Origin of the sequence: Sphingomonas sp. MM-1, assembly GCF_000347675.2 — a bacterium.
GTDB lineage: Bacteria > Pseudomonadota > Alphaproteobacteria > Sphingomonadales > Sphingomonadaceae > Sphingomonas_E > Sphingomonas_E fennica.
Map to the genome: position 1 here is coordinate 51149 of NC_020562.1, position 24899 is coordinate 76047.

At 62.2% G+C, this 24899-nt stretch carries 25 protein-coding genes and 3 pseudogenes; 11 read left to right on the forward strand and 17 right to left on the reverse strand.

Annotated features, from left to right (window positions below):
- Genes G432_RS20725 through G432_RS20740 form a run of 4 tightly spaced genes read right to left on the reverse strand, consistent with a single transcriptional unit; the run spans nt 1 to nt 2044 of the window.
- On the reverse strand, nt 1-810 hold the full coding sequence (locus G432_RS20725) for a type-F conjugative transfer system secretin TraK (RefSeq protein ID WP_015460521.1): 810 nt from the start codon (nt 808-810) through the stop codon (nt 1-3).
- A complete protein-coding gene (locus tag G432_RS20730) occupies nt 807-1373 on the reverse strand; it encodes a type IV conjugative transfer system protein TraE (protein ID WP_015460522.1) in 567 nt (188 codons plus the stop codon). Before G432_RS20730 ends, G432_RS20725 begins: the two co-directional genes overlap by 4 nt.
- Nucleotide 1374: 1 nt before the next feature.
- Nucleotides 1375-1665: a type IV conjugative transfer system protein TraL gene (gene traL / locus G432_RS20735; RefSeq protein ID WP_015460523.1), complete on the reverse strand. Its 291-nt coding sequence runs from the start codon at nt 1663-1665 to the stop codon at nt 1375-1377.
- A 58-nt stretch (nt 1666-1723) separates the two neighbouring features.
- Complete coding sequence (locus G432_RS20740) at nt 1724-2044, reverse strand: TrbC/VirB2 family protein (RefSeq protein ID WP_015460524.1); 321 nt, start codon at nt 2042-2044, stop codon at nt 1724-1726.
- Between the two features lie 369 nt (nt 2045-2413).
- Between G432_RS20740 and G432_RS22860 the strand changes: the two genes are divergently transcribed.
- Together G432_RS22860 and G432_RS20745 are read left to right on the forward strand one after the other, a co-directional pair.
- Nucleotides 2414-2857: a hypothetical protein gene (locus G432_RS22860; protein ID WP_236626954.1), complete on the forward strand. Its 444-nt coding sequence runs from the start codon at nt 2414-2416 to the stop codon at nt 2855-2857.
- Nucleotides 2858-3010: 153 nt separating this feature from the next.
- Nucleotides 3011-3505 carry a hypothetical protein gene (locus G432_RS20745; RefSeq protein ID WP_015460525.1) on the forward strand — a complete coding sequence of 165 codons (495 nt, stop codon included), beginning with the start codon at nt 3011-3013 and terminating at the stop codon, nt 3503-3505.
- Nucleotides 3506-3551: 46 nt separating this feature from the next.
- On the opposite strand, the gene G432_RS23505 is transcribed toward G432_RS20745, so the two are convergent.
- Nucleotides 3552-4277, reverse strand: a complete 726-nt coding sequence (locus G432_RS23505) for a lytic transglycosylase domain-containing protein (protein WP_306999213.1) — start codon at nt 4275-4277, stop codon at nt 3552-3554.
- Nucleotides 4278-4630: 353 nt separating this feature from the next.
- On the opposite strand from G432_RS23505, the pseudogene G432_RS20755 reads away from it, so the two are divergent.
- From G432_RS20755 to G432_RS20770, 4 genes and pseudogenes are all read left to right on the forward strand, one after another.
- Nucleotides 4631-5398: pseudogene (locus G432_RS20755) on the forward strand (hypothetical protein); the annotation flags it as partial.
- 108 nt (nt 5399-5506) lie between these two features.
- Entirely contained in the window at nt 5507-7021 is a 1515-nt protein-coding gene (istA, locus tag G432_RS20760; protein ID WP_015460387.1) for an IS21 family transposase, read from the forward strand.
- A complete protein-coding gene (gene istB / locus G432_RS20765; protein WP_015459191.1) occupies nt 7008-7736 on the forward strand; it encodes an IS21-like element helper ATPase IstB in 729 nt (242 codons plus the stop codon). The genes istA and istB overlap by 14 nt, the downstream gene beginning before the upstream one ends.
- 171 nt (nt 7737-7907) lie before the next feature.
- A pseudogene (locus G432_RS20770) lies at nt 7908-8216 on the forward strand (hypothetical protein); the annotation flags it as partial.
- On the opposite strand, the gene G432_RS20775 reads toward G432_RS20770, so the two are convergent.
- Complete coding sequence (locus tag G432_RS20775) at nt 8213-8482, reverse strand: hypothetical protein (protein WP_015460529.1); 270 nt, start codon at nt 8480-8482, stop codon at nt 8213-8215. The pseudogene G432_RS20770 and the gene G432_RS20775 sit on opposite strands and share 4 nt — an antisense overlap.
- A 751-nt stretch (nt 8483-9233) precedes the next feature.
- On the opposite strand from G432_RS20775, the gene G432_RS20780 reads away from it, so the two are divergent.
- Nucleotides 9234-9533: a DUF2293 domain-containing protein gene (locus G432_RS20780; protein ID WP_001183923.1), complete on the forward strand. Its 300-nt coding sequence runs from the start codon at nt 9234-9236 to the stop codon at nt 9531-9533.
- Nucleotides 9534-9616: 83 nt separating this feature from the next.
- On the opposite strand, the gene G432_RS20785 is transcribed toward G432_RS20780, so the two are convergent.
- From G432_RS20785 to G432_RS24380, 7 genes and pseudogenes are all read right to left on the reverse strand, one after another.
- Nucleotides 9617-9859 (reverse strand): hypothetical protein, encoded by a 243-nt coding sequence (locus tag G432_RS20785; protein WP_000376617.1) that lies wholly within the window; start codon nt 9857-9859, stop codon nt 9617-9619.
- Between the two features lie 126 nt (nt 9860-9985).
- The gene (sul1, locus tag G432_RS20790) at nt 9986-10825 is read right to left on the reverse strand and encodes a sulfonamide-resistant dihydropteroate synthase Sul1 (protein WP_000259031.1); all 840 of its coding nucleotides are present in this window, start codon (nt 10823-10825) and stop codon (nt 9986-9988) included.
- Nucleotides 10819-10887: pseudogene (locus G432_RS22875) on the reverse strand (hypothetical protein); the annotation flags it as partial. The pseudogene G432_RS22875 and the gene sul1, both read right to left, overlap by 7 nt.
- Nucleotides 10888-11203: 316 nt before the next feature.
- Nucleotides 11204-12169, reverse strand: coding sequence for a TniQ family protein (locus G432_RS20795; protein WP_015460530.1), 966 nt, complete (start codon nt 12167-12169; stop codon nt 11204-11206).
- A 1-nt stretch (nt 12170) separates the two neighbouring features.
- Nucleotides 12171-13103, reverse strand: coding sequence for a TniB family NTP-binding protein (locus tag G432_RS20800; RefSeq protein WP_015460531.1), 933 nt, complete (start codon nt 13101-13103; stop codon nt 12171-12173).
- A complete protein-coding gene (locus tag G432_RS20805; RefSeq protein WP_015460532.1) occupies nt 13100-14761 on the reverse strand; it encodes a Mu transposase C-terminal domain-containing protein in 1662 nt (553 codons plus the stop codon). The genes G432_RS20800 and G432_RS20805 overlap by 4 nt, the downstream gene beginning before the upstream one ends.
- 49 nt (nt 14762-14810) lie before the next feature.
- Nucleotides 14811-15656 (reverse strand): TnsA endonuclease N-terminal domain-containing protein, encoded by an 846-nt coding sequence (locus tag G432_RS24380; RefSeq protein WP_330218209.1) that lies wholly within the window; start codon nt 15654-15656, stop codon nt 14811-14813.
- Between the two features lie 229 nt (nt 15657-15885).
- On the opposite strand from G432_RS24380, the gene G432_RS20815 reads away from it, so the two are divergent.
- On the forward strand, nt 15886-16158 hold the full coding sequence (locus G432_RS20815; RefSeq protein ID WP_015460534.1) for a hypothetical protein: 273 nt from the start codon (nt 15886-15888) through the stop codon (nt 16156-16158).
- 165 nt (nt 16159-16323) lie between these two features.
- Here G432_RS20815 and G432_RS20820 read toward each other — a convergent pair whose 3' ends face one another.
- A complete protein-coding gene (locus tag G432_RS20820; protein ID WP_015460535.1) occupies nt 16324-18891 on the reverse strand; it encodes a cation-translocating P-type ATPase in 2568 nt (855 codons plus the stop codon).
- A 302-nt stretch (nt 18892-19193) separates the two neighbouring features.
- Here G432_RS20820 and G432_RS20830 point away from each other — a divergent pair.
- A protein-coding gene (locus G432_RS20830; RefSeq protein ID WP_144062197.1) for an IS3 family transposase occupies nt 19194-20365 on the forward strand; the annotation gives its coding sequence in 2 pieces (ribosomal slippage) (nt 19194-19461 and nt 19461-20365; 1173 coding nt in all).
- Here G432_RS20830 and G432_RS22880 read toward each other — a convergent pair.
- The 3 genes from G432_RS22880 to G432_RS20840 are packed head-to-tail and all read right to left on the reverse strand — an operon-like array spanning nt 20366 to nt 22544.
- Nucleotides 20366-20728: a DUF983 domain-containing protein gene (locus G432_RS22880; RefSeq protein WP_236626955.1), complete on the reverse strand. Its 363-nt coding sequence runs from the start codon at nt 20726-20728 to the stop codon at nt 20366-20368. It abuts the gene before it with no gap.
- Nucleotides 20721-22337 carry a phosphoenolpyruvate carboxykinase gene (locus tag G432_RS20835; RefSeq protein ID WP_374046587.1) on the reverse strand — a complete coding sequence of 539 codons (1617 nt, stop codon included), beginning with the start codon at nt 22335-22337 and terminating at the stop codon, nt 20721-20723. The genes G432_RS22880 and G432_RS20835 overlap by 8 nt, the downstream gene beginning before the upstream one ends.
- 27 nt (nt 22338-22364) lie before the next feature.
- Nucleotides 22365-22544 (reverse strand): hypothetical protein, encoded by a 180-nt coding sequence (locus G432_RS20840; RefSeq protein WP_144062198.1) that lies wholly within the window; start codon nt 22542-22544, stop codon nt 22365-22367.
- A gap of 355 nt (nt 22545-22899) precedes the next feature.
- Here G432_RS20840 and G432_RS20845 point away from each other — a divergent pair, with 355 nt between their 5' ends.
- Nucleotides 22900-23220: a helix-turn-helix domain-containing protein gene (locus G432_RS20845; protein ID WP_015460540.1), complete on the forward strand. Its 321-nt coding sequence runs from the start codon at nt 22900-22902 to the stop codon at nt 23218-23220.
- Entirely contained in the window at nt 23217-24896 is a 1680-nt protein-coding gene (locus tag G432_RS20850; RefSeq protein WP_015460541.1) for a SulP family inorganic anion transporter, read from the forward strand. The genes G432_RS20845 and G432_RS20850 overlap by 4 nt, the downstream gene beginning before the upstream one ends.
- Nucleotides 24897-24899 lie beyond the last annotated feature (3 nt).

Sequence of the window (24899 nt, forward strand, 5' to 3'; positions counted from 1 at the left end):
TCACCTTTGTGTCTGGGCGTTCTGGGAGACGAGGTAGGCTGTCGTGACCTTGCCCGGAGCGAGCCGGCCCTCGGCGATCGACACGGCCAACGCGCTGGCGGGAGCGACCATGGCTTCGGTCAGCTCGATTTCGGACGCGCCTTTGTTCTCGATGCGCAAAACCTTGCCGGTGAGATCCGAGCCGCGGTATTCGGCGATCATCTGCACCTTGAGCGTGCCGACATAGACCGGTCGCAGGGCGCGCTGACGCATCTCATAGCCGTCAGCGACCGCATTCGAGTACATCGCCTGCACAAGCTCGACGGCGGCATCACGCGGCCCGAGCCTTTCCGCAGGACCATTTTCCGCGGTCCGTTCGTTCGCGATCGCCGGATTGGAGACAAAGACCTGCGCGGCCTGGTCGCCCCCGATCCGGCACACGAACTTGTAGACGTAACCGCGCTTGCTCGTGGCGAAGAACGAAAGGGCGCTCCGGACAAATCCGTCAGGAACGGACAGGTAGATATCGCCGCGGACAGGCTCGTTGACGACCGAGAAGTCATCCATCGGGTTACCGGTCGAGATCTTCGAGACCGACGCGAATTCATCCTCGACAAGGCTGATGCGCGTAAGATCCTTGGCCGATGCCTGGCAGTCGACCTGGGCGCTGTCCGACGCCATGATCGTCTGGTCCGCCCTCGCCGGTTCTGCGACGAGAAGCATGGCGATGGCCACCAGTCCCACGCCCATGCAGCGACTCAAATGGCAGTGGACGCGCGAAAGGAAGGCGGTGCCGGCGGCGGCACTGCCGATGACATAGACCGACATCATTTTTCCTTCCCCTGCTCGGCCACCACCATGCCGAAGCCGATCAGCTTCAGGGACAGCCCGGAATATTCCCAGTCGTACCGGAACGTCCGACGCTCGTTCGAAATGACCTTGTTGCCGACAATGGTGTGCAGACTGCCCGTCACCTCCGAACGGAGGTTCTTCGTGTCGAGCTCCATCTTCTCGATGGTGTAGAACTGGGAGATCGAAGATCCCCGCTGTTCGTTGACGATCTTCAGCAAGTCGGCCTTGATCTTGCCCTGGGCGGACGGCGCCGTGATGGCGAGCACCGAATTCATCCAGTATTCGAGGTTCTGCGGGCTGCGATTGAGGGTGAGCACCACGGTATCCCGGGTGATCATCTCCAGATATTCGCGCGAGACGCCCGCCGAACTCACCGTGACGGGAGACCGCAGGATGGGCTGCAGCACAACTTCCCGGTCCCGCGATACGGTGACGATGAACAGCAATAGGGTCAGCGCGCCGAGCCCGACGGCGACGATCGCCAGGATGTTCCGCTGGCGCAGAACCTGTTGGCTGCGCGAATGACTATACGAAAGTTCCATATCACCCCGCCATCAGTCGAAGGTATGAGGGTGGTGTGCCTCTCAGGCCGGTGAAGCCGGCCGGGAGATACCAATAGGCCAGATGGAGAAGCCACGATGCAGCCCGGCCTGCCTTGGCTTTTCTGAGACCCCACCAGCCTGCACCCGAAAGCACCATGCCAATGAGGATATGCTGAGACAGGATCCCCCAGACGAAGGGGATGACCATCGCCAGGAACTCATCCAGGGTCCACAGCCCGATCAGCTCGGGATCATCCAGATGAGTCGGGATGACGTACTTGTCCGCCGCCATTGCACCACCCTCTCCTTGGATCGGCCGAAGCTGCTACCTCGTCCGACCGCAGGAACGCTCAGATCGTCGCCGTCACGGTCGACGTCACGATCGGAATGCCGGTTCCGGCACCGACACCGACACCGACGGGAATTGCGATCTGCCCCATGGAGAAGCGGCCCGAAGCCAGCGCGACGATGCCGCCGGCAAGGCTGAGCACGGTGATGATCTTGCCACCCGACCCTTCGAGAAAATCGGTGAACTTGGTAAGTGCTGTATCGAAGGTGGTGTCGGCGCCGGCAAATGCTGGCCCCGCGAACCAGAGACCAGCGAACAGGAGGAGGGCGATGGCGACGATCGCCCGCTCCGTGCGCCCGCTCTTTTTCAGAACTGACTGCATGTTGGGTTTCCTTCACATGGAGACGCGACGGATCCGCGCCCAAGTGAAAGGGTGGTCAGATGCCTCTGTGGTCGCAACGGGCGGCCCGAGGAGGCCCCCTCGATTTGGCCATCATTTTGCGATTCTCGGCTTTTTAAGCATGGCCACGGGGCACGATGCCCCGACATTCGGGGCGGGCTGCCCGTCAAAACGGGGCAAGATGCCCGTGATTGCGGGGCGGCTTGCCCCGCATTTGCGGGCAAGCGGCAATCGCGGTAGATTCGGCAACAGGACTATCGGAAATTAACCATTCTCGGTTCATAATCGCTGCCGTAAGCCAGACGCGTAGATCGGGCTTCTTATGGATCGCAACTTCAGGACGTGGGCACTATGGGCGCCGCAGACTCACGAGACATCACCATCGATATCTCCGAATCCCTGTTCCGGCTGACAACCGAAGGCATCCGCCTGCATTCAAACGAAACCCTGCATCATCAGACGCTTTCGAAGCTAATCGATCATAGAAGTTCTCGCACCGAAAAGATCGGGAGCCACGACACCCGCACTCTCAAGGAACATCTTACTTCAATTCCATCGGATGGGACCATTCGAATTCGTCTCGATATTTCCCGAACGAGCGCAAGAAGTCTTGATGAGGTGAAGGATTTACTGAGTCACCAGCTCGACGCCAAGCTGACTGTGGCGGATGCCTTATCACTCCTTTTGTTTGATTATGTGGTCGAACAGAAGGCCGCGCGGATCATGGACAAGCTCGATCTCAACGGCCCAGACCCATTCGGACACAATGGATTCGCCAACGGTCATTCCAGTTAATCGGCTTGGTCCACAGTGTGTTAGCCAACCGATTACCCGCCCACATGGTTCAAACCACGCTTGCATTGCCGATTCGCCTATGATTGTCTCCCTTGATCCAGGCGGCAACGCGAGATCGAAATGTCATCTCTTGCCAAAGTGGGGGCGTAAGTTGTGGAGGCCGTCGAGCTCGACGAGCCGCAGCGGGATTACGTACCCCTGATCCTTCAAACCATGGCTGTGCAGGACACCGCGCAGCGCAGGCTGGCGCATATGACCGGGATCAGCAAATCCCGTCTTGGCCTCCTCCTTCATAGCGATCCCGACAAGCGGTCGGTGATGACTCTGCCTGAGCTTGAAAAAATTCTCCACGCACTCGGCACCAACATCCTGCAAGCCTATATCTGCATCGAGACCTTCAAAGGTCTCGAATTGCCCGACAGGGAGCGATATGCGACCGTCATTTCGATGCTCTGCGAGATGTTCGCCGGCCTGCCCCGCAAGATCATCGAGGCGCTCGACGAGATCAATGGCATCGACGGATCGGAGGTAAAGCGCGACTGGGGCGCGCCCCTCCAGAAAGCCGTGGTCAAACGAGTCGCCGAAGAAGTCGTGAAAATCCGCGAGCGGCGGGCGCGGATCACAGATGGCGATGACTTTCAAATCTAGGCGCGGCTATCGCGTCAAAAAGGCACAGCGCTTTGTACCACCTGGTTCAAAAGGTCGATACGATCGCAGATCGTCCTACAGGACGTGCCGCCGTGACCGGACCAACCGTTGCCTGGGGCACGATTGTCGCCCGACGCTGAAAGCCGCTCAGCCGCGACCAGTTCAACAGCACATTGTCGACATAATCCTGCGTTTCCCGAATCCGGGGCACGGCACCGTTCCGCACGCGGCCAGGTCCAGCGTTGTAGGCCGCCAGGGCAAGGTGATAGTGACCAAAGCGATCGAGTTGCTGCCGCAGATATTTGGCGCCGCCTCGAAGATTGCTCTCCACATGGTAGCGGTCGACCCCCAGTTGCGCTGCTGTTCCCGGCATCAGCTGGGTCAACCCAAAAGCATTTTTGGGCGAATAAATGTTGGGCTGATACCGGCTTTCCCGGATGATCACTGCATCGAACAGGCCGACCGGGATGCCATGTTCGCATGCGATATTGCTCATCAGTCCGTAATAGGTCGCCCGGCGGAACTCCGCGTCGGACCGCAGGAAACCGGTTGGGCGATAGGGCGCTGCAGAACATTCCGGCACGTAACGCGATGCAGCGGATGCGAATATGGCGCCGCCCCGCATCCAGAGCGGGACAGAAATCGATCCTGCCGCGGGGACAGCGGCCGTAAAGCGCGGAACCGACGGCTGCTCCGCGCCGACATAGGCAAACGGATCGCCACCATCAGTGCGCATCGGCGCCTCTGGGTCAGCGCTGAAACTGTCAGCCATCTGAAGCTCCACCCAACGCCGGCTCAGATCGTGGACACGAAACGCCGGGGGGAGTGCCCGCGAACCCGGATGATCAGCGGCCTGGGGTGCTTCATTATCGGCCGTCGAAGGCTGCTTGGGCGAACTCATTGGTCCCATCGAAATCACCTGGACGCTACGCGCCGCCCGCAGCGGCTCTGCAACCACGCCACCGGTGCCCCACCCTATCGCCACAACCGCGATACCGATCACAGATGCTCGCATGAAATCCTCCCCAATTCGCAACTGGGCCAAGTGGAGAGCATCAAATCCAACTCTGTCAATCCACGCCACCGCCGCGAGCCTCGGGTGATGAGGACATGGGCCGACAGCACATGTGGCTGATCCCTCGCAGCACAAACGGCCTTGGTTCAGGCAGGATTCCGCTGCCACAACCCGTGCGCGACGCCCTTGTCCGATGGTATGCCGGACAAGGCTCGCAGTATGACGAAGCGGCCGGCATCATGCTCGTTCAACAAGCGCGCATCGGCGAGAAATGGATCGCCTGCGATTGTCTGCAGCCCGGCGAACCACCGCCGATCCTGACCCCCGCCTTCCTGTCCGAAGCGGAAACCTATTATCTACGTCGGCTCACCAACGCCGACCGGCCCGAGCACCATCCCGACTGTCCTTTCTTCCGCGAGCAGGCCACCAATCGGCTCAGCGAGGTCCGCACCCACGAAAGCGCCGCCGATCCACCATTGGGTTACTTTGAAGTGCTGCGCCCGGCACCGGAGAAGCTCGCCCAAAAACCCGACGAGGACGGCAGTGACGACCGGACGCGCCAGGGTTCGATTCCCCGTCTCGCCCGTCTGCTCTGGCGCCTGCTCCACATTTCCGGTCTTAACCGGGTCCCTCCGCTTGGCGAGGATCATGCCGACCATTCGATCAGCGATGAGTTCCGGACCCTGTCCGCCGCCGCGGCAAAAGTCGAAATCGCGCCAGGGATCGAACTCGGCCGCGCCTTCTGGACCCATGCGCAGGCTCTCCACAGCAAGCGCGTTTATGCCAGCCTGCGCGCGATCGCCCGCCGTTGGCCGCGCGGCCATGCGCCACAGGCTTTCCTGGCCCTTTTCGCTCAGCAATTCCGCGGTTCGACTGTGGATCGGCGTGCAAAAAGGACCCCGTTAGCGGGGTGATCGGCGTCTAAAAGGGACCCCTCATTTCGATAGCCTAAACAGTCGTCTGGATGTTCAGGCGGCGAGATCGGGATGTTGGTTTTGGAGACAGTGGTTCGGATCCGGCGAGAGTTCGCCGGCGGGAAGGCGATCAAGGCGATCGCGCGTGATCTGCATGTGTCGCGGAAGGTGATCCGCAAGGCGATCCGGGCGCCGGAAGGCGCATTTGATTATCGACGCAAGGTTCAGCCGCTACCGCGGATCGGTCCGTTTCAGGATCGTCTTGATGTGCTGCTGGAAGAGAATGAGTTGCTGGGCCGACGTGACCGGCTTCGGATGACCCGTATCCACGACCTTTTGGTGCGTGAGGGTTTCGAAGGCTCCTACGATGCCGTGCGTCGCTATGCGGCACGGTGGAAGGTCGAGCGGCGCAGGAATGTCGGCGATGGGACGACGGCCTTTATTCCGATGCTGTTCCAGCCCGGCGAGGCCTACCAGTTCGACTGGAGCCACGAGGATGTCGAGATCGACGGCAAGCCGATGCGGGTGAAGGTCGCGCATATGCGGCTGTGCGCATCGCGGGCGGTGTATGTCCGGGCCTATCCCCGCGAGAGCCAGGAGATGCTGTTTGACGCGCATGCGCGCGGCTTTGCCTTTTTCGGTGGCGTGCCCAAGCGCGGCATCTACGATAATATGAAGACGGCGGTGACGAGCGTGTTCACCGGCAAGGAGCGGGTGTTCAACCGGCGGTTCCTGATCATGGCCGACCATTATATGGTCGAGCCCACGGCCTGCTCGCCGGCGGCGGGCTGGGAGAAGGGCCAGGTCGAGAACCAGGTGCAGACGATCCGAGGGCGCTTCTTCCAGCCCCGTTTGCGGTTCGCCAGCCTTGAGGAGCTCAATGGCTGGCTGGAAGCCGAGTGCCGGCGCTGGGCCGAACGGCAGGCGCATCCTGAACAGGGCGAACAGACCGTGGCGCAGATGCTGGAGATGGAACGCCCCGCATTGCAACCGATGCTGGGGCCGTTCGACGGCTTCAACGAGAGCGAGCATGGCGTGTCGGGCACCTGCCTGATCAGCTTCGATCGCAACCGATACTCGGTTCTCTCGACGGTGGCACGACGCACGGTGCAGGTCCGGGCCTATGCCGACCGCATTGTCGTCCGATGCGATGATGAGGTCGTTGCCGAACATCCCCGCTTCTTCGGGCGTAACCGCACGATCTATGATCCCTGGCACTATCTGCCGGTGCTGGCCCGCAAGCCCGGCGCTTTGCGCAACGGCGCCCCTTTCCAGGACTGGGAGCTGCCGCCAGCACTGGCTCGGTTGCGCCGCAAGCTGGGCAATGGCGATGATGCCGATCGGCGGTTCGTGCGCGTGCTGGCGGCCGTGCTGACCGACGGTCTGGAACTCGTCGAGGCCGCCGTGCGGGAGGCGCTGGCGACCGGCACGGCGAGCGATGATCTGATCCTCAATATCCTGGCGCGGCGCCGCGAACCGCCGCGACCGCTGACGATCGTCACTTCGGAGGACAACGCCCTGCGGCATCCGCCGATCGCAGACTGTGCCCGTTACGACCAACTGAGGAACTTCCATGCAGCGGCATGACATGATCGACGCGATGCGCGGGCTCGGTCTCAAGGGGATGGCCGGCGCGTTCGATGAGGCCGTCACCACCGGCCTTCAGCGGCAGCGCACGACGATGGAGATACTGACCGATCTGCTGCGCGCGGAGGCAACCCATCGCCACGCAGCCTCGATCCGATACCGGATGGCAGCCGCCAAGCTGCCGGTGGTGAAGGACATCGATGCCTTCCACTTCGAGGGGACGCCGATCAACGAGGCGCTGGTCCGTTCGCTACACAGCGGCGCGTTCCTGCCTGCACGGCGCAATGTCGTCCTGGTCGGCGGCACAGGCACCGGCAAAACCCATCTGGCCATCGCCATCACCGCCAATGTCGTCCGCGCCGGGGCGCGGGGGCGTTACTTCAACACCGTGGATCTGGTGACCCGCCTCGAAGAAGAGGCCCGGATCGGCAAGAGTGGCGCGCTTGCCGCCCAGCTCTCCCGGCTCGATCTCGTCGTTCTGGACGAGCTTGGCTATCTGCCGTTCGCCCGCTCAGGCGGGCAGTTGCTATTCCATCTGGTCAGCAAACTTTATGAGCAAACCAGCGTCGTCATCACCACCAATCTGGCGTTCGGGGAATGGCCCACCGTGTTCGGCGATCCCAAGATGACCACCGCGCTCCTCGATCGCGTCACTCATCATTGCGACATCATCGAGACCGGCAACGACAGCTGGCGCTTCAAGAACCGCAACTGATCCCACCGCATGCCGGGATTAAGATGCTTTGCGCTGCGCGCGTCTCCGGTCGGGCTCCGCCCTCCCTACGCCGCGCGCAGCGCAAGGAGCGTTCCTCGACCGTCGCCCCATCCTTGAGAGGGGGTCCCTTTTGCGCGCCGATCGGGGGTCCCGTTTGGACGCCGATTGACATTGATAAAGCTGCGCTCGACATTTGACCGCCATGGCATCGATCTGGCGATCGAGAAACCCGTGTTCGACACCTTGACCCCGATCGGTCCCTGCCGGCCGGATTTCCTGCTTGAGGCCCGATCGAGATCCACGGGTGAAATCCGCCAGATCGTGGTCGAAGCCATGGACTCAAACGATGAAACCTACCGGCTCTCGAAGGCCGCGACGCATCCGCGAATGGAACAGCTCGCTCCGCTCGTCTGTGTCTCGCCGCTCGATCTTGAGAGAGACCGGATTGCACTGACCGTCCTGCGCCGGTTCGGCCTCTAGCTCCAACTCATCGACGCGGCGAACAGGGTGACGATCGCGAGGGTCACGGGCATTGAGGTCAAATAGAGCTTCTGCCAACGCCACCAGGTCTGCGGCACAAACATCAGCGCCGAGCGCACCGAGTTGATCGCGGCCCAGCTCCGTTCACGATAAAGCTCGCATATGATCATCCCGCTGGAGAGCACCAGGGCCATCGCACAACAGATCCCAGCCGCAAGATACAAGGCCATCCAATTGGCCGCTTCGACTGTCGTCAGCTGTCCCATCTCGGCTCCACCGCACAGGATCCATCGTACAAGAGAAGCCTAGTGCAACGGGCAAATCCAGGCAATCGGCTCGGACCGATCGCAATCCTCCGGTATCCCGCACCATACTCGACCACCATGGCGGCGATGATCGAGCTGTAAAAACGCAGAAGTGGATGTCCCGCCGCAACACTGGGCGTCCCTGAGTTTGCTCAGTTGTGATGTCCCCGCTATCGCGATGGGCAGCAAGAAGGCGAGCGGTGCGCTCCTCAGGGTCTGTGAAGGGCGCACACTAGGGGTCCCGCCGCAACGCCTCCGGACCGAGTGGTCCCGTCTGAAGCCTACGAGGCGGCGACTGAAATCCTGCGGACCGCCGCCAAGCCATTCGCGCTGGCGCATGTGTTGGCTCTCTCTCCTCCATTACACCGTGTGGCCGTAAAGGCGTAGGCGTCGGACCGGTGTGGCCGGGCGGTCGGGTGTTGTGGTAGTTGGACTGCGTGAACTCCCAAGCCGACAACTTTGACGACGACCAGGAAGCGACCGCCGAGGGCATTGCCGACATTGAGGCAGGCCGGACTATCAGCCACGAGGCTGTGAAAGCCTGGCTATTGTCGTGGGGAACGCCGAACGAACTGCCGCCCCCCAAGGTTGGCGATTAGCTGACGGCAACATCGGAAGGCATGTCGCTGAGCTACCCTTTTGGCGGCCCCCAAGCACCTCATGCGACCCCTTTTGGCGTAGGCCGATGCGAGCGTCTCCTTGGAGGCATCGCATGCAGCAAGGCACATTATTCACCCGGCGGACGGTCGAGCGACATTTTCGCAAACATCAAGCTCGCTGCCCGCCGGAATACCGCGAGATCCTCATCGAACGGATTCTGGCCAAACGGTGGACAGAAGCCTCGCTAGGCAAGGTCGTCGGCATTGTGGCCTCAACCTTCGCCCGCCACCAACTTACCGACTACGATCGACTTTTGGCGATCTCCGGTATGGCTCGCGCCGAGGCGCGGTTAATTGTCAGCCGCGAAGTAAGCGACATTCTAGAAAGCTGGCGCAGCACCGCGCTCCCCTAGCCAAATCGGTGGAGCGAGCCGCGCGCACGCTTATCCGCCGGTGCATGGCTATGCACCCCCGCCCCGTCCCAGCGCCCAATGCGCTAGGAGTAGCTTAAGCACTCCGCTGGCATCGTCGAGACATGGATGCCGTCGCTGCAACTCGCGACTAGGAGCTCGGATCTCAGGACGAAGGTCTCCGCGAATGTCCGGTCGATCCGCGCGACGTCCCAGGCGGGCGTTCCCTTGGCGGACATCCACGCCGCAGCGTCGTGCATCAGCCGCACAACCTCGTCGATATCACCCGAGCAGGCGACCCGAACGTTCGGAGGCTCCTCGCTGTCCATTCGCTCCCCTGGCGCGGTATGAACCGCCGCCTCATAGTGCAGTTTGATCCTGACGAGCCCAGCATGTCTGCGCCCACCTTCGCGGAACCTGACCAGGTCCGCTAGCGGGCGGCCGGAAGGTGAATGCTAGGCATGATCTAACCCTCGGTCTCTGGCGTCGCGACTGCGAAATTTCGCGAGGGTTTCCGAGAAGGTGATTGCGCTTCGCAGATCTCCAGGCGCGTGGGTGCGGACGTAGTCAGCGCCATTGCCGATCGCGTGAAGTTCCGCCGCAAGGCTCGCTGGACCCAGATCCTTTACAGGAAGGCCAACGGTGGCGCCCAAGAAGGATTTCCGCGACACCGAGACCAATAGCGGAAGCCCCAACGCCGACTTCAGCTTTTGAAGGTTCGACAGCACGTGCAGCGATGTTTCCGGTGCGGGGCTCAAGAAAAATCCCATCCCCGGATCGAGGATGAGCCGGTCGGCAGCGACCCCGCTCCGTCGCAAGGCGGAAACCCGCGCCTCGAAGAACCGCACAATCTCGTCGAGCGCGTCTTCGGGTCGAAGGTGACCGGTGCGGGTGGCGATGCCATCCCGCTGCGCTGAGTGCATAACCACCAGCCTGCAGTCCGCCTCAGCAATATCGGGATAGAGCGCAGGGTCAGGAAATCCTTGGATATCGTTCAGGTAGCCCACGCCGCGCTTGAGCGCATAGCGCTGGGTTTCCGGTTGGAAGCTGTCGATTGAAACACGGTGCATCTGATCGGACAGGGCGTCTAAGAGCGGCGCAATACGTCTGATCTCATCGGCCGGCGATACAGGCCTCGCGTCCGGATGGCTGGCGGCCGGTCCGACATCCACGACGTCTGATCCGACTCGCAGCATTTCGATCGCCGCGGTGACAGCGCCGGCGGGGTCTAGCCGCCGGCTCTCATCGAAGAAGGAGTCCTCGGTGAGATTCAGAATGCCGAACACCGTCACCATGGCGTCGGCCTCCGCAGCGACTTCCACGATGGGGATCGGGCGAGCAAAAAGGCAGCAATGACGCCGTGGCACATTGGCGACTTCCACGTGGAAGTTTCACCGAGCTGACTCGGCTGGAGCATGGGCTTGGTCATGATGCGGTCCTTCGAGTCGAAAAGCCCGGCAACCGATAATGGCTTCCGGGCAACCTTATATGAAGAAATGTCGCATGAACGGCCGACTATGGCAAACATAAACGCCAATTTGGTAGCAAAAAGCCCGCGCGAGAGTAGCGTCGCAACTGTTTGAGATTCATGATGAAAGGCGTCGCGTTAATGAAGACTCACCGTGGCGCAGCGGCAACGCATCCAACACCCAGCGACGAACAGGCGACCGCCGTCAGGGCGTCAGGTAACGGATCACTGGATCGGCATAGGCGAACGGTGATCGGCCATAGCGCCGGTCCGCAAACGCCCAGGACTTCCAGACCCGGGCGTCGGCGCAGTGGCCCACAAACAGCCACGGCCACCCGCGCATCGCCCGGGCGGTGAGGCCTGATAGTCGATGTCGATCAGCGGCCGAAGCGGTCTCGATCTGCTTGGCGGCGTAGGGCGCGGGATCACCGCCCCAACTGCGCGCGACCTCGTCGCGCAGACCCTGCGACCGCTCGCCGCCGCTGAGCACGGTCATCACCTGACGAACCAGGCCGAAATAGGCCAGCGGGTGAATGGCCTCCAAGTCGGTCCGCGGGACGACGTCGGGCGCGAGCATTTCGCTGAGCCGAAACTCGAACTGTAGCGCCTGGCTCTCGGCCGCCATCACCGGGTGGTCGCGCCGATCGGCGGTGCAGATGTGGCACCAGGGATCGGCGCCCCGATGAGGGACCGCGGGCGCGCCGCAGTCATGGCAGCTGTCGGCCAGCACCAAGCCGTGGCGAGGACAGGTGCTGGCGATCGCCAGGCGCCAGCGACGCCGATAGTAGGGCTCGGCGTCCTCGGTCAGGCAGAGGGGGCACCACTGCTGGCCCGGCCGCCGGCGGGTGCGGTGATGAATGCCCACGGGCAGCAGCCACTGGGTCGCCCCCGTGACCCGGACCTCTTCGAACAACGTGCCGACCCAGGGCCGGAAGGTCGTCAACTCCGCGACCTGCGCATCGACCCCGGTATGCGCGACCAGCCCCTCCATGAGCCGAGGCGGCGCCAGCCCGTCGATGTCGCGATTCCAGATCTGCAGCCCGGGCCAGACGGCGTGACAAAAGCTATGCAGCTTGGCGGAGTTGCCGAGCGCGATCCGCCGCAGCCAACTAGAGAGCAGTTCGTCGGCCTGCGGGCGGGGACGCCAAGGCCACAGACGCAGGTCCGACATCTCAGAGCGGCGGCAGCGAGGCGGCTCTGAGGAGGACGTCCTCCCGCTGCCGCCGAACCGATGGCCTCACATGGTTCAGCGAGCGCAGCAGCGGAAGATCAATGCGCTCTTTCTCTGAGCGGATGGCCATCAGGGCGGCGCGGCGCACCAGATAGGCGATCTCGCGCGTGGTCCCCTCCGACTCGTTGATAATCCAGGTCGCGATCTTGTCATCGGAAAGCCCGGAAGCGTGGCGAAGCGGCAGACAGGTCTCCAGGCTGTTGAGCAGGCCATAGGTCTGTTCGTTATGACCCCAGACCTCGAGTCGATGCGGCTCGAACCGGCGCTCGATCTGCGGGTCCCACCGAAGCGTGCGCAGCGCGGCGATCGTGCCGCACCCGACGATGGTGATGCCGAGGTCATTGCCGAGCAGCTTGATTGTCGCCAGCGCCTCTTCGCGTTGTTTGCGATTGCCCTTCTCGATGTGATGCAATTCGTCGATGACCAGGATCTTGACCCCGCTGGTTCGGAGCAGTCTGAGGACGTCAGGATAAAGGGTGTCGGTGCTCGCGCTCTTGCCGTAGGGCGCGTTGAGTTGCCCAAGGATCCGCACCAGCAGCCCTCGGGCAGAACCGGTCGGCCCCATGCTCACGACCAGCACCGGGACGTTGGCCTTGGACGCCCTCGGATCGTCCGGGAGGTTCTGCAACTTGGCGAAGCGCTTGACGATTTGGCTTTTGCCGATGCCCGACGGCCCCCAGATCAGGATGTGGCTGTCGCCTTCGGTCGGATAATCCTCCAGCGCCTCCTGAAGCCGCTCGGTGATCGCATCGGCGGCGGCGTAGCGGATGAAGACTTTCTGCCGGATCAGGTTGAGCCGCTGGGCGGTGTTGTCCGCCTCAAGCGCCTCGCGGGCGGCCTTGGTGAGGCGGCGGTCCTGCGAGATGAGGATCATTCGTCGATCTCATAAAAGATGTCGCGACGAACCGGAGCCTGCGGCGCTGGCGGTGCGTCTTCGGAGATGGGCGCATGCGGCGTGAGTTCGGCGGTGACTTGTTCGCCGACCCGCCGACGCTCCTGCTTCAAGCGACTCCTGTGTCGCTTCTTCGCGTTCTGTGCGTCCTGCTCCAGCAGGCGTTGGCGCTCCATTGACGCCATGATGGTCGCCATGTCCGGCTTGTCGCCGATTTGGGCGACCAACCGCTTGCGGGTCTCGTTGAACTCCCACACCGACACGTTGGGAAGGGTAATCTGCTCGCAGCGCAGCTCGCAATAGGTCCCCTCGATTGGGTGGAGGAAGTAGATGCGTGAGGCGTCGTAGGGGTTTCGGCGGACGACGAACTTGCGTTGCTCTCCAGCGTCCAGGAACGGCCGCAACACCTCGTCCCAGTATTCGATATTGTCCCAGCGCATGCCGTAGCGCTCGATCGTCCGGTCTTCGATGTCGGCGAAGTCGAGATAGAGCTTCTGCTTGTCAGCGATGATCGGCGGGAGGCCGGCGCCTGCACGCTTCTCGGTGCCATAGATGCCGCGCTCCCAGGCCAGATCCGGGCGCTGCTTGGTCGTGCTGTGCGGCCGGACGTGATACTGGCCGCAGATGAACTCGAGCATCCAGACCTCTAGCTCATCGAGGGTCATCTCGGCCGCCTCGTTCGGATTGCGGGTCTTGACCTTGTCGAAGCCGCGATCACGGGCGGTTGCTGCGGGGAGCAGCCGCATCTGGTCCATCGCCGTGCCCATGAAGCGTTCAATGATGCCGCCGAAATGGACCAGCCCTGGCGGGCGATGCTCGGGCGGCGCGATGCCGTATTCCCTGCACCCATAGAACAGGGCGCGTGACCAAAACTCAGCTGCGTTGTCGAGATAGACGCTATTGGGCGTGCCATACATCGGCCATGGGAGTGGAACGCCGACGCGCTCCAGCCACTCATCCTTGGGCGTCATCACCCGCGTCATGCACTGAGCGACGGTCGAGGCGTTTGGATATTCCCAGGTCAGCACGAACGCGAGGACGGCTCGGGTGCATTCGTCGAGCGCGATAGTGATCCAGGGACGGCCGACATGCTCACGGTCGAAAGCGCTCGCGCAGACCACGTCGACGAGCGTGTGGTCGATCTGGATACGCTCAAGTGGAAACGTCGTTTCGGGCGTCTTGCCTCGGATATGCTCGTATCGCTCACGAGCCACCTTCTTTCCGTACTTCAGGCCGACGCGCTCACGCGCCGGAACGCCGGCGAAGCGGCTTCGCAACGTGTTGTGCGAGGGCGGTATCAAGCCCCGCCGCACGCAGCGGTTTCGAATCTCGGCGAATGCGTGATGGTTCTTGGCCTCCTTGCGATGACGGCTGAACTCCAGCCGCACCTCGGTGATGACTTCCTCGACGCGGAGGTCGAGCCGCAGCCGCCCCCGCCCGCCGCTCCGCCCGCGCGGCAACAGGCAGGTCAGCGCGCCGGTATTTCGGAGGCTTTTGCGGTAGCGGTTAAATTGCCGCTTGCTGGCTCCGAACTCGGCGGCGGCAGCCTCCACGGTCGCGCTGTCGAAACGACCGCCGGCTTCCAGGCGCGCGATGATGTCGCGCCGGCGCTCGGCTTCGGCGACCTGCGCCTCATCCATCGTCGAAATGTCGAGCGGCGCCCCTGGCCCGGGTAGTGCGCGCTTCGCCTCATAGTCGCTTCTGCGATCCAACAACGGCAACCCACGTCTGAGGTCCAATCGGCTGACCGCGGTCGAGGGAGAGTTGGCCTCGCGCGACCATACGGTAGAGCACGGGCAGTAGAGCTTGAGGATTAAGACCTCGTTGTTGCGCCAGCGCGAGAATCTCGCTGATGCGGTAGCTGTCACGTTGTTGCAGGAACGCGACGCAATCCTGCTCGAATTGCACATCGAAAGGCTTGTCGAGGTGGCCTGACAACAACCGGGTGCTGGACAACCATTCGCCGCTCATCATCCGGTCGGTCACCACTCGGAAGATCGTGCCTTCTTGCCCCGCCGCCCACGTTCGCGCGGCGGCATAGGGCGCGCGCATCAGCCTGCGGGAGCGCCAAAGATCGCGATGGGTCTTCACCTCAACGACCGCCCTTCGCCAGGAGAGCCCAGCATCGGCTGCGACCTCCACCACGAAATCAGGCGTGTATCGACGAGCGGCTCCGCGCTTCACATCCTGGAAATCAATCACCAGGCGTTGGGCGTGAACGGCGGTGACGCGATGGCTCGTCCTGCAAAACATCAGGAAGTCGCGCTCGATCGACGACTCGAAGGGTACTAGCGGGCCTCGAGGTGGAACTGAGATTGAGCCGCGGACGGCGCTCAGGGGTCGAGGCGCGAGCTGCTCGTCGGTCCACCTGGACGCCACTTCAGAAACCAGGGACGTCAACTGTCGCCGATTGCGAACTGGGGACGTCTTCTGTGGGTACGGGGTCATCTTCTTTTGCCTATTTCGAGCGCCGAAGAGCCCCGGAGGGACATCATCTTTTGCGCGTTCACACGAGCCGATCAGACACCGGGCCATTGGGATAGAGAGATAAGCTTCGATTCATAGAATATTATGAATATAAAATCAGAATTTCTAACAACATATTAACTATATGCTGAATACTATTTTCAGCGTTCTATCGCGGTAGGTCGAACTTTTCCCAATTCAAGATTGGGAACATTACTTATTGAGGATGGGATCGAGCCAAACTTAGCAGGCAAGGCATCCCTAGGCGCCGGATCGGCGCAGCCGACTGGACGCGCGCATGCAGGCAACGGTTCTCATCATCCTCTATCATGGGCAAGAGACCCTTGCCCTGTATGATACCGATTCCGCAGCCTGGAATGCCCTGCTGGAGTTTGTCGATCAGCATTGGCAGGACCGCTTCGGCCAAATTCCTCGCCCAGACAACGACGACGAGCGCGTGCAGGCCTTCTTCGACGGAGAAGATATTTACCTGCTTGCCTCAACCGACATCATCGATCCCGAACCGGTTCGGCGGAAGTTGTCCCACCGCGCTTCATCATCGGTGCGATAACGACCCTGGACGATGCTCGAGCGCCTCGCCCTCGGCGACAGACCCGGGCATGGAAGCACCCAGAGCCTCTTCCGTGAGCGCAGGAAGCCTTGCTATGCTCACCGTGATCTTCGTTCTCATATCTGCTCCAGACACCGTTCATACCAGCTAGTTCCAGCTTCAAAGTCAGTGTCGGCTACCTGCTGGCCTGATCACAGGCGCCAGACGCGCGCCGACCGCTTTGACCAGTTCGAAGGCCCCGAGCAGCGCAACACCTGTCAATATGATCAGGCCGGCCTCGACCCAGCCCAGTGGCGCAAAACCCAGACGCTGCTGAAGCGGCTCGACCCCGAAGATCAGAATCGTCCCGGCAAGGATGAACCCGAGGACATAGCGGAACGCCACATTGTGCCTGACTACCGCCTTGCTGATACGCGCGCTGAATGATCGATGGGCCAGAATCAGGGCGATCACCGAGGCGACAAGAGCAAAGAAAATGAATGTCCGCAGTTCTTCAACCGGCAATGATGTGCGGCCCGAGGCGATGAGGATCGCACCGAGCACCGCAAGCGCCAGCCCGCCCTGAAACACCGAACTTACCACCAGGGGCAGGTTGAACAAACGCTCCTGCGGCGCACGCGGCGGCCGCTGCATCAAATTCTCTTCTTCCGCCTCTGCTTCGAACACAAGAGCGCAGACCGGGTCGATGATCATCTCGAGAAGCGCGATCTGGATGGGCCCCAGCAAAATCGGCATGCCCAGGAGCAGCGGCAACAGTGCCAGCCCGGCGATCGGCACATGAACCGCGAAAATGAAGCCTGTCGCCTTGCGGATATTGTCATAGATTCGCCGCCCCAGCCGGATCGCCGAGACGATCGCGCCAAAATCATCCTCCACCAGCACGATCGATGACGCCTCCCGCGCAACGTCAGTGCCTCGCTTGCCCATGGCGACGCCAATATGTGCGGCCCGCAGTGCAGGCGCATCGTTGACGCCGTCACCTGTCATGGCGACGACGTCACCGCCAGCCTTGAGCGCCGAGACGATCCGCAATTTCTGATCGGGCATCGTCCGCGCGCAGATCGAGACGGTCTTGATCCGCTCCAACAATTCCTCATCGCTCAAGGTGCTGATAATCGGTCCTGTGAGCGTTTCACCGGCATCGAGACCCGCTTCCCCGCCAATCGCCTGTGCTGTCGCCGCATAGTCGCCCGTGATCATGATCACGCGGATTCCGGCCGTCTGGCATTGGGTGATCGCCTCTTTGACACCGGGACGAAGCGGATCCCTCAATCCGACAAGTCCAAGCAGTTCAAAGCTATGCTCGAGATGATCTTTCGGCGCCGCCTCGCGCGGAACGCGTCCGGTCGCTACACCTAGGACGCGCATGCCGCGCTCTGCCATTGCCGTGGCGGCCGCATCGAGCCGGGCCTCACCCTCCTTATCGAGCCGGCACAGGCGGCCAATCGCCTCGGGCGCGCCCTTGGCCGCCGCCACGAACATCATCTCCTTCCCGGGGCTCTCCCAGATATTCGACATCGCCAGCAAGTCAGGCCGCAGGACGTTGGTATGGACCAGTGTCCACCCGCGTACATCCTGGCAGGCCGCCGCTGTGGCGGCTTCGTGGAAGGCCACCTCCATCGGATCGACGGGGACCGGAGCGCTCGCCATCGCACCTGATCGCAAAAGCTCGTCGAAGCGGTCGCTGGCCATCCCGGCCCCGAGGTCGGCCGTTTCGCCGGAAGCCAACCAGAGACCGGCTACAACCATCCTGTTCTGGGTCAGCGTCCCGGTCTTGTCCGTGCAAAGGACCGTAGCCGCACCCATGGACTCGATTGCCGACGCCTTCCGGGTGAGCACGCCGACCTGCGCGATACGCCAGGCGCCCATGGCCATGAAAATCGCAAGGACGACCGGGAACTCTTCGGGCAACATCGACATGCCGATCGCGATCCCGGCGAGCAATGCATCGAGCCATCCGCCGCGCATCAACCCATAGAGAAGAAACACCAAAGCAGCGACCGCGAAGCCGCCAATCGCGCAGATCCGCACGATCCTGCCCATCTCTTGCTGCAACCGGGGCGCTTCGGTCTCGACGCCGGACAACGACCTGCCAATCTCGCCGATACGGCTGCGCGGGCCCGTGGCCATCACGCGCGCAAGACCGCCGCCGCGCGTGACGATCGCACCGCCAAAAACATATGGCAGATCATCCCCTCCGGGCTCGCACGCGGCCGCGTCCTCCTGGAGCGCGCTGCGCTTGCGCACCGGGACGGATTCCCCTGTCAGGAGCGATTCATCGCATTCGAGACCCTGCGTACGCAGCACCAGCGCGTCCGCCGCGATCCTGTCCCCTTCATCGAGAACGAGGATATCGTCGACAACGACCTCGCGGCCAGGCACCCGCACGGTCCCGCCATCGCGCACGACAAGCGCACGTGGCGCCGAAAGATCCTGCAGCGCTTCCAGCACATTCTCGGTCCGGGCTTCCTGCACGACGGTCAGCAGTATCGAGAAACACGCGAACAGAAGCAGGATCAACGCCTCTCCCTTGTCACCGAGCAGGAGGTAGGTGATTCCTGCGGCAAGCAGCAGCGCCAACATCGGCTCGCGAAGCACCTCGAGCGCAATCCGCCATGGCGAGCGCTTCTTCTGCCGCGGAAGTTCGTTCGGCCCGTCCCGATCCAGCCGCTCACGAACCTGTGTTGCGGACAAACCGTCCAGGGCGCTCTCATTCAGGGTTTCAGTGGCCATATGCTGTCCAGTTTTCGATGCCTGCAGTGTGTGGAGTACGGGCATGCAGTTTGGGCTCGGTACATTGCACATCGACGAAACCCGTGAGGCGCAGCGCCCTTCGGCCGTCGATCGCATCTAAGCGCGTGCTCCGTCCGGGTAATTAAGCAATATCCCCAGTGGAACGCTTGTCAGACACACAGCCAAGGGCCCTCAATGGAGCAGACAGAGTCCTCTTCCCATTGTGACGCCATTGGTCTGCCTTGGAAAAACTGGTCCAATTCTAGAGAGAGCCCATTGTGGCGAGAGAATTGGAGAAAGTTATGGGACGTCAACGTTTTACGCCGGAACAGATCATCGCGAAGCTGCGTGAGGCGGATGTGCTGGTCGGGCGGGGATCGACAGCGATCGAGGCTTGCCGGCAGATCGGGATATCGGAGCAGACGCTGTATCGGTGGCGCAAGGAATATGGCGGCTTGAAGGTCGATCAGGCGCGGCGGATGAAGGATTTGGAGCGAGAGAACGCGCGGTTGAAGCGGCTTGTCGCGGACCTCGCGTTGGACAAGGCGATCCTGCAAGAGGCGTCGAAGCTGACTTTTTAAGCCCCTCCCGCCGCCGCGAAGCGATCGAGCAGGTCCGTCGTGCGTTGCCGGTATCGGAACGACGGACCTGCCGCGTACTCGGCCAGCATCGCTCGACGCAGCGACATCCCCCGAAGGATGATGCCGACGAACGGCGCCTGACGGCCGACATCATCGTGCTGGCGAAGGATTATGGCCGTTACGGCTATCGCCGTATCCATGCGCTGCTCGGACATGCTGGCTGGCAGGTCAGCCTGTCGGTGGTCGAGCGCATCTGGCGGCGGGAGGGTTTAAAGGTGCCGAAGAAACAACCGAAGCGGCGCCGGCTCTGGCTTGGTGACGGGTCGTGCATCCGGCTGCGCCCGTTTCATCGCGGGCATGTGTGGTCCTATGACTTCGTCGAGGATCAGACGCACAACGGAAGGAAGTTCCGGATGCTCAACATCATCGACGAATACAGTCGCGAGTGCCTGGCAATGGTGCCGCTGCGGCGGTTCCGTTCGAACGATGTCATCGACGTGCTCGCCGATCTGTTCATCGAACATGGCCCGCCCGAGTATATCAGGTCCGATAACGGCCCCGAGTTCGTCGCCCATGCGGTGCGCGAATGGCTCGGCCGGCTTGGCGTCACGACCCTCTATATCGAGCCCGGCAGTCCGTGGGAGAATGGCTATATCGAGAGCTTCAATGCCCGCCTGCGGGACGAACTGCTCAACGGCGAAATCTTCTACAGCCTCGAGGAAGTCCGTTGCGTCACCGGCTGGTGGCGGGAGCACTACAATCGCGTCCGGCCTCATAGCAGCCTTGGGTACCGCCCACCGGCTCCGGAAACGATCAAGATGCCAGCCTGGCCGCTCGGCTCCGCTGCGCTCCGCCTCCCGCCCAGGCTGGCATCGGAGGCGATCTTCAACTAACTATGCAACCGGACCAGTCATCGCGGGCAGCCCAGACATTTGTGCATCACGAACCAGGGTGATGATGAGCGGCGCCATCAGATGGCCTGTCACGAAGATCGAAACGTAAGCCGGAAAATCGTCTGCTTGCTGGTGCCTCCAGTCCTGGCCGCAATGCGGACAATGCGGGATCGGTTTCAGGAACCGCATGAACAGGCGCGCCTCGCCGCACCGGGGGCATCGTCCGCGCAGGCCGCGCAGGATCGATGCCCAACCAGTGGCAGGCAAGGCAGGGTTCCCGGTTACCGATCCCGGTTCATGAGCGGGCATGGGCTTTGGCATCTCGTGTAACTTGTCAAAAGGAAACCGGATGAGATCAGGCATCGAATAGTCCGGGAGGGGCGGCTGCACGGATGCTTTCGTCGACATGGGCGACGAACTGCGTGAAGTTGCGCTTGAAACGGTCGACCAGGGAACGGGCAGTGCTGTCATAGGCGGCACCATCCGCCCAGGTTGAACGTGGATCGAGAATGCTCGAGTCCACACCCTCGACAGCGACGGGAACTGCAAAGCCGAAGTTGGGGTCGGTGCGGAATTGCGCGTCCTTCAGCGTCCCGGAAAGCGCTGCATTGAGCAGTGCGCGCGTAACCTTGATCGGCATCCGCGTACCCGTTCCATATTGTCCCCCGGTCCAGCCGGTGTTGACCAGCCAGCAATCCACGCCTCCTGCTGCGATCCGCCTGCGCAGCAGATTGCCGTAGATGCTCGGATGGCGCGGCATGAACGGTGCACCGAAACAGGTCGAGAAGGTCGCTTCAGGCTCGGTGACGCCCAGTTCGGTTCCCGCGACCTTGGCCGTATAGCCCGAAAGGAAGTGATACATCGCCTGCTCGGGCGTGAGTTTCGCAATTGGAGGAAGCACACCGAAGGCATCGGCCGTCAACATGATCACGTTCTTGGGCACCGGCCCCATGTTGTCGCGGGACGCATTGGGAATGAAGTGGATCGGGTACGCGCCCCGGCTGTTCTCGGCCAGGCTCGCATCGCCGAGATCGAGCGCGCGGGTCTCGGGATGCATCACCACGTTTTCGAGGATGGTGCCAAAGCGCCGCGTCGTCGCATGGATTTCCGGCTCGGCTTCCGCCGACAGACGGATCATCTTGGCGTAACAACCGCCCTCGAAGTTGAATATGGCCGTATCCGACCAGCCATGCTCATCGTCGCCGATCAGGGTGCGGGACGCATCCGCCGAAAGCGTGGTCTTGCCCGTGCCCGACAGGCCGAAAAAGATCGCGGTATCTCCTTCAGGACCGATGTTGGCCGAACAATGCATCGGCATCACCCCTAGCTGGGGCAGGACAAAGTTGAGGATGGTGAAGACCGCCTTCTTCATCTCGCCGGCGTAACCGGTGCCGCCGATCAGGATCAGGCGCTGCATGAAATCAATGGCGATCACGGTCTCGGAACGGCAGCCATGCCGTTCGGGATCGGCCTTGAAACTCGGCAGGTCGATGATCGTGTAGTCGGCGCTAAAGTGCCTGAGCTCGTCAGCGGTCGGACGCACCAGCATGGTGCGCACGAAGCTCGAATGCCAGGCGAGCTCGGTGATGATGCGAACGCCGACCCGGTGCTCAGCTTGCGACCCGCCGAACAGATCCTGCACAAATACATCGTCCAGCGTGGCAACGTGCTCGAGGAAGTCCGCGTGCAGGCTCTCGAATGCCGCGCCGTTCATCGGCTTGTTCGAAGGGCCCCACCAGACGTCGTCCTTGGTCAGAACGTCGCGGACGATGAACTTGTCCTGGGCTGAGCGGCCGGTGTGCTTGCCGGTTTCGACGACCAGTGCGCCATGTTCCGACATCCGGCCTTCGCCCCGTCTCAGGGCGAGTTCAACCAGATGCGGCGTATCAAGGCTCTCATGCAGCCGGCCGCCAGGTTTCAGGGTGATGTTCGGGAGAGTCTTCGAGGTCATAGGGACAACGGTCTTTCTCAGGTCAAAAGTGCGAGCAACACGGTTGCGTCAATGGTCGCTCGCGCGCCCTTGAGGGGCGTAGCGAAGCGAGAGCTTGGGACGCCGGACGCGGGCAAGGTGCGGGGCGACGCCGGTCGCGAACTGGCTGTCAGGCACGGGGTCCGCCTTGGCGGGATCCTCCTGCACATCGAAGCGCGCCCGGCGCGTCCGGTTCGCGCCTTCAGTCACAACGGGCACCCCGTTCCCGGCCCGATGCTGCATTCGGGGCGTTGGCGCCGCCATGATCCATGACATGCGCGATCTCGGTCAGCAGCCCGGAAGCTGCGATCGGCTTGGTCTTTTGCCTGGCACAGCCCTCCATCAGTGTGACGAAAGGCCATTACGACCCGAAAACCTCGGGGATTGCGGGAAAGCCGTCGAAAACGTGCCTTGATCCCACTGACGCTTGAACGGTCCCCGCTCACGTCGCCAGCGGGGCCTTCCTTCGCAGGAACTGATCCAATGATTGGCATAAGACATATATACAACCTCATTCTAAATTGATAAGACTCATATTTGATGTATTAAACATCATGGAGCCTTCATGATCACATCGCAGCAAATGCGGGCCGCGCGCGCCCTTCTGGGGATTGACCAGCGCCAGCTCGCAGCACTTGCCGGGCTGTCCTTGCCGACCATCCAGCGCATGGAATCATCTGATGGCCAGGTGCGCGGTGTTGTCGACACACTGGTCAAGGTGATCACCGCGCTTGAGTGTGCCGGCATCGAGCTGCTTGGCGAGAATGCCCCCAGTACGGGCGTAGGCCGCGGGGTGCGCCTGCGCGAAACGACATCGGGAAAGCCGGGCGGCCGGGGGCAGTCGATTCTCTATGACAAGGCGGCGAGCGGGGAACCGGTCCGGTGAACGCAAAAGCAGCCTTCACGCCCAAGCTCATCACGGCATTGCGCGAAGGCTATGATGCCCGCACCTTCCGGGCTGACGCGATCGCGGGGCTGACGGTCGCAATTGTCGCGCTGCCGCTGGCCATGGCGCTGGGTATCGCCAGCGGGGCTTCGCCCGACAAGGGGCTTGTCACGGCGGTGGTGGCAGGGTTCCTGATTTCAGCCCTTGGTGGATCGCGGGTTCAGATCGGCGGGCCGACCGGGGCCTTTGTTGTCGTCATTTTCAATGTCATTGCCCGGCACGGTTATGATGGCCTGCTGATAGCGACGCTCCTGGCCGGCCTGATCCTTATTGCGGCCGGGGTGTTTCGCCTCGGGCAGATGATCAAGTTCATCCCTCACCCGGTCGTAACCGGGTTTACGGCGGGGATTGCCGTTATCATCGCCTCGAGCCAGGTGAAGGATTTCCTCGGGCTTTCGATGGCTGAGGTTCCTGCCGAGTTCCTCCCGAAATGGCAGGCCTATCTGGCAGCCATGTCGAGCACCAGCTGGCCCACACTGGGCATTGGCATCTTCGCACTCACAATCATCATCGCGCTGCGCAAACTCGCACCCAAGCTGCCCGGATTCCTGATCGCCGTCGTCGTGAGTTCGGTCGCGGTGGCTGTGCTCAAGCTCCCGGTCGATACGATCGGTTCTCGTTTTCCCGATATTCCCGCCGGCCTGCCCATGCCCTCCTTCCCGGAGATTTCCCTCGCCAAGGTCAATGCCGTGTTGCCGTCGGCATTCACCATTGCATTTCTGGCCGGCATCGAAGCCCTGCTCTCAGCCGTCGTCGCCGATGGCATGATCGGGACACGACATCGTTCAAACCAGGAACTGATTGGCCAGGGCGTGGCCAATATCGGATCAGCTCTGTTCGGCGGCCTGCCCGCAACTGGCGCGATCGCCCGCACCGCCACCAACATCCGCTCCGGGGCCAAAACCCCGGTCGCCGGGATCATGCACGCGATCTTCCTGCTCCTGTTCATCCTGTTCGCCACCAGGCTCATGGCGTTCGTACCCATGGCCGCGCTTGCCGCGATCCTGTTCATGGTCGCCTGGGGGATGAGTGAATATGAACGGTTCATCGCCTTGCTGCGTATGCCCAACAGTGACCGGGCCGTCCTGCTTCTGACCTTCGGCCTGACAGTGCTCGTCGATCTCACGGTCGCGATCGGCGTCGGCGTGACCCTGGCGTCGCTCCTGTTCATGGCCCGCATGAGCGAGACCGTCGAAGTCGACAGCAGCGGCAGACAGGATACCGATCTCGATTCCGAAGACATTCACCAGCGCGACGCCTTGCCGCAAGGCGTCGAGGTATTCCGCATAACCGGACCGTTCTTCTTCGGCGTCGCGGGCGAACTGCTTGATACGCTGCGCCGCGTCGGACAGTCCCCCAAAGTCATCATTCTGCGCATGCGGCTCGTTCCATTGCTCGATGCCAGCGGTGTTCAGGCGCTCGAGGAGTTCGTTGAGCAGGCGCATGTCGCTGGCGCAACAGTCGTGCTGTCCGGCGTCCAGGCGCAACCGCGCTCGATGCTCGAGCGGGTTCATCTCGGGAGCGGTTCGGGCAAGGTCTTCTACGCAACAGACTTCGCCAGTGCACAGGCGCTGGCGGTTGGCTTGCTCGAGGCCCCCGAAGCTCAACTGCACTGATCG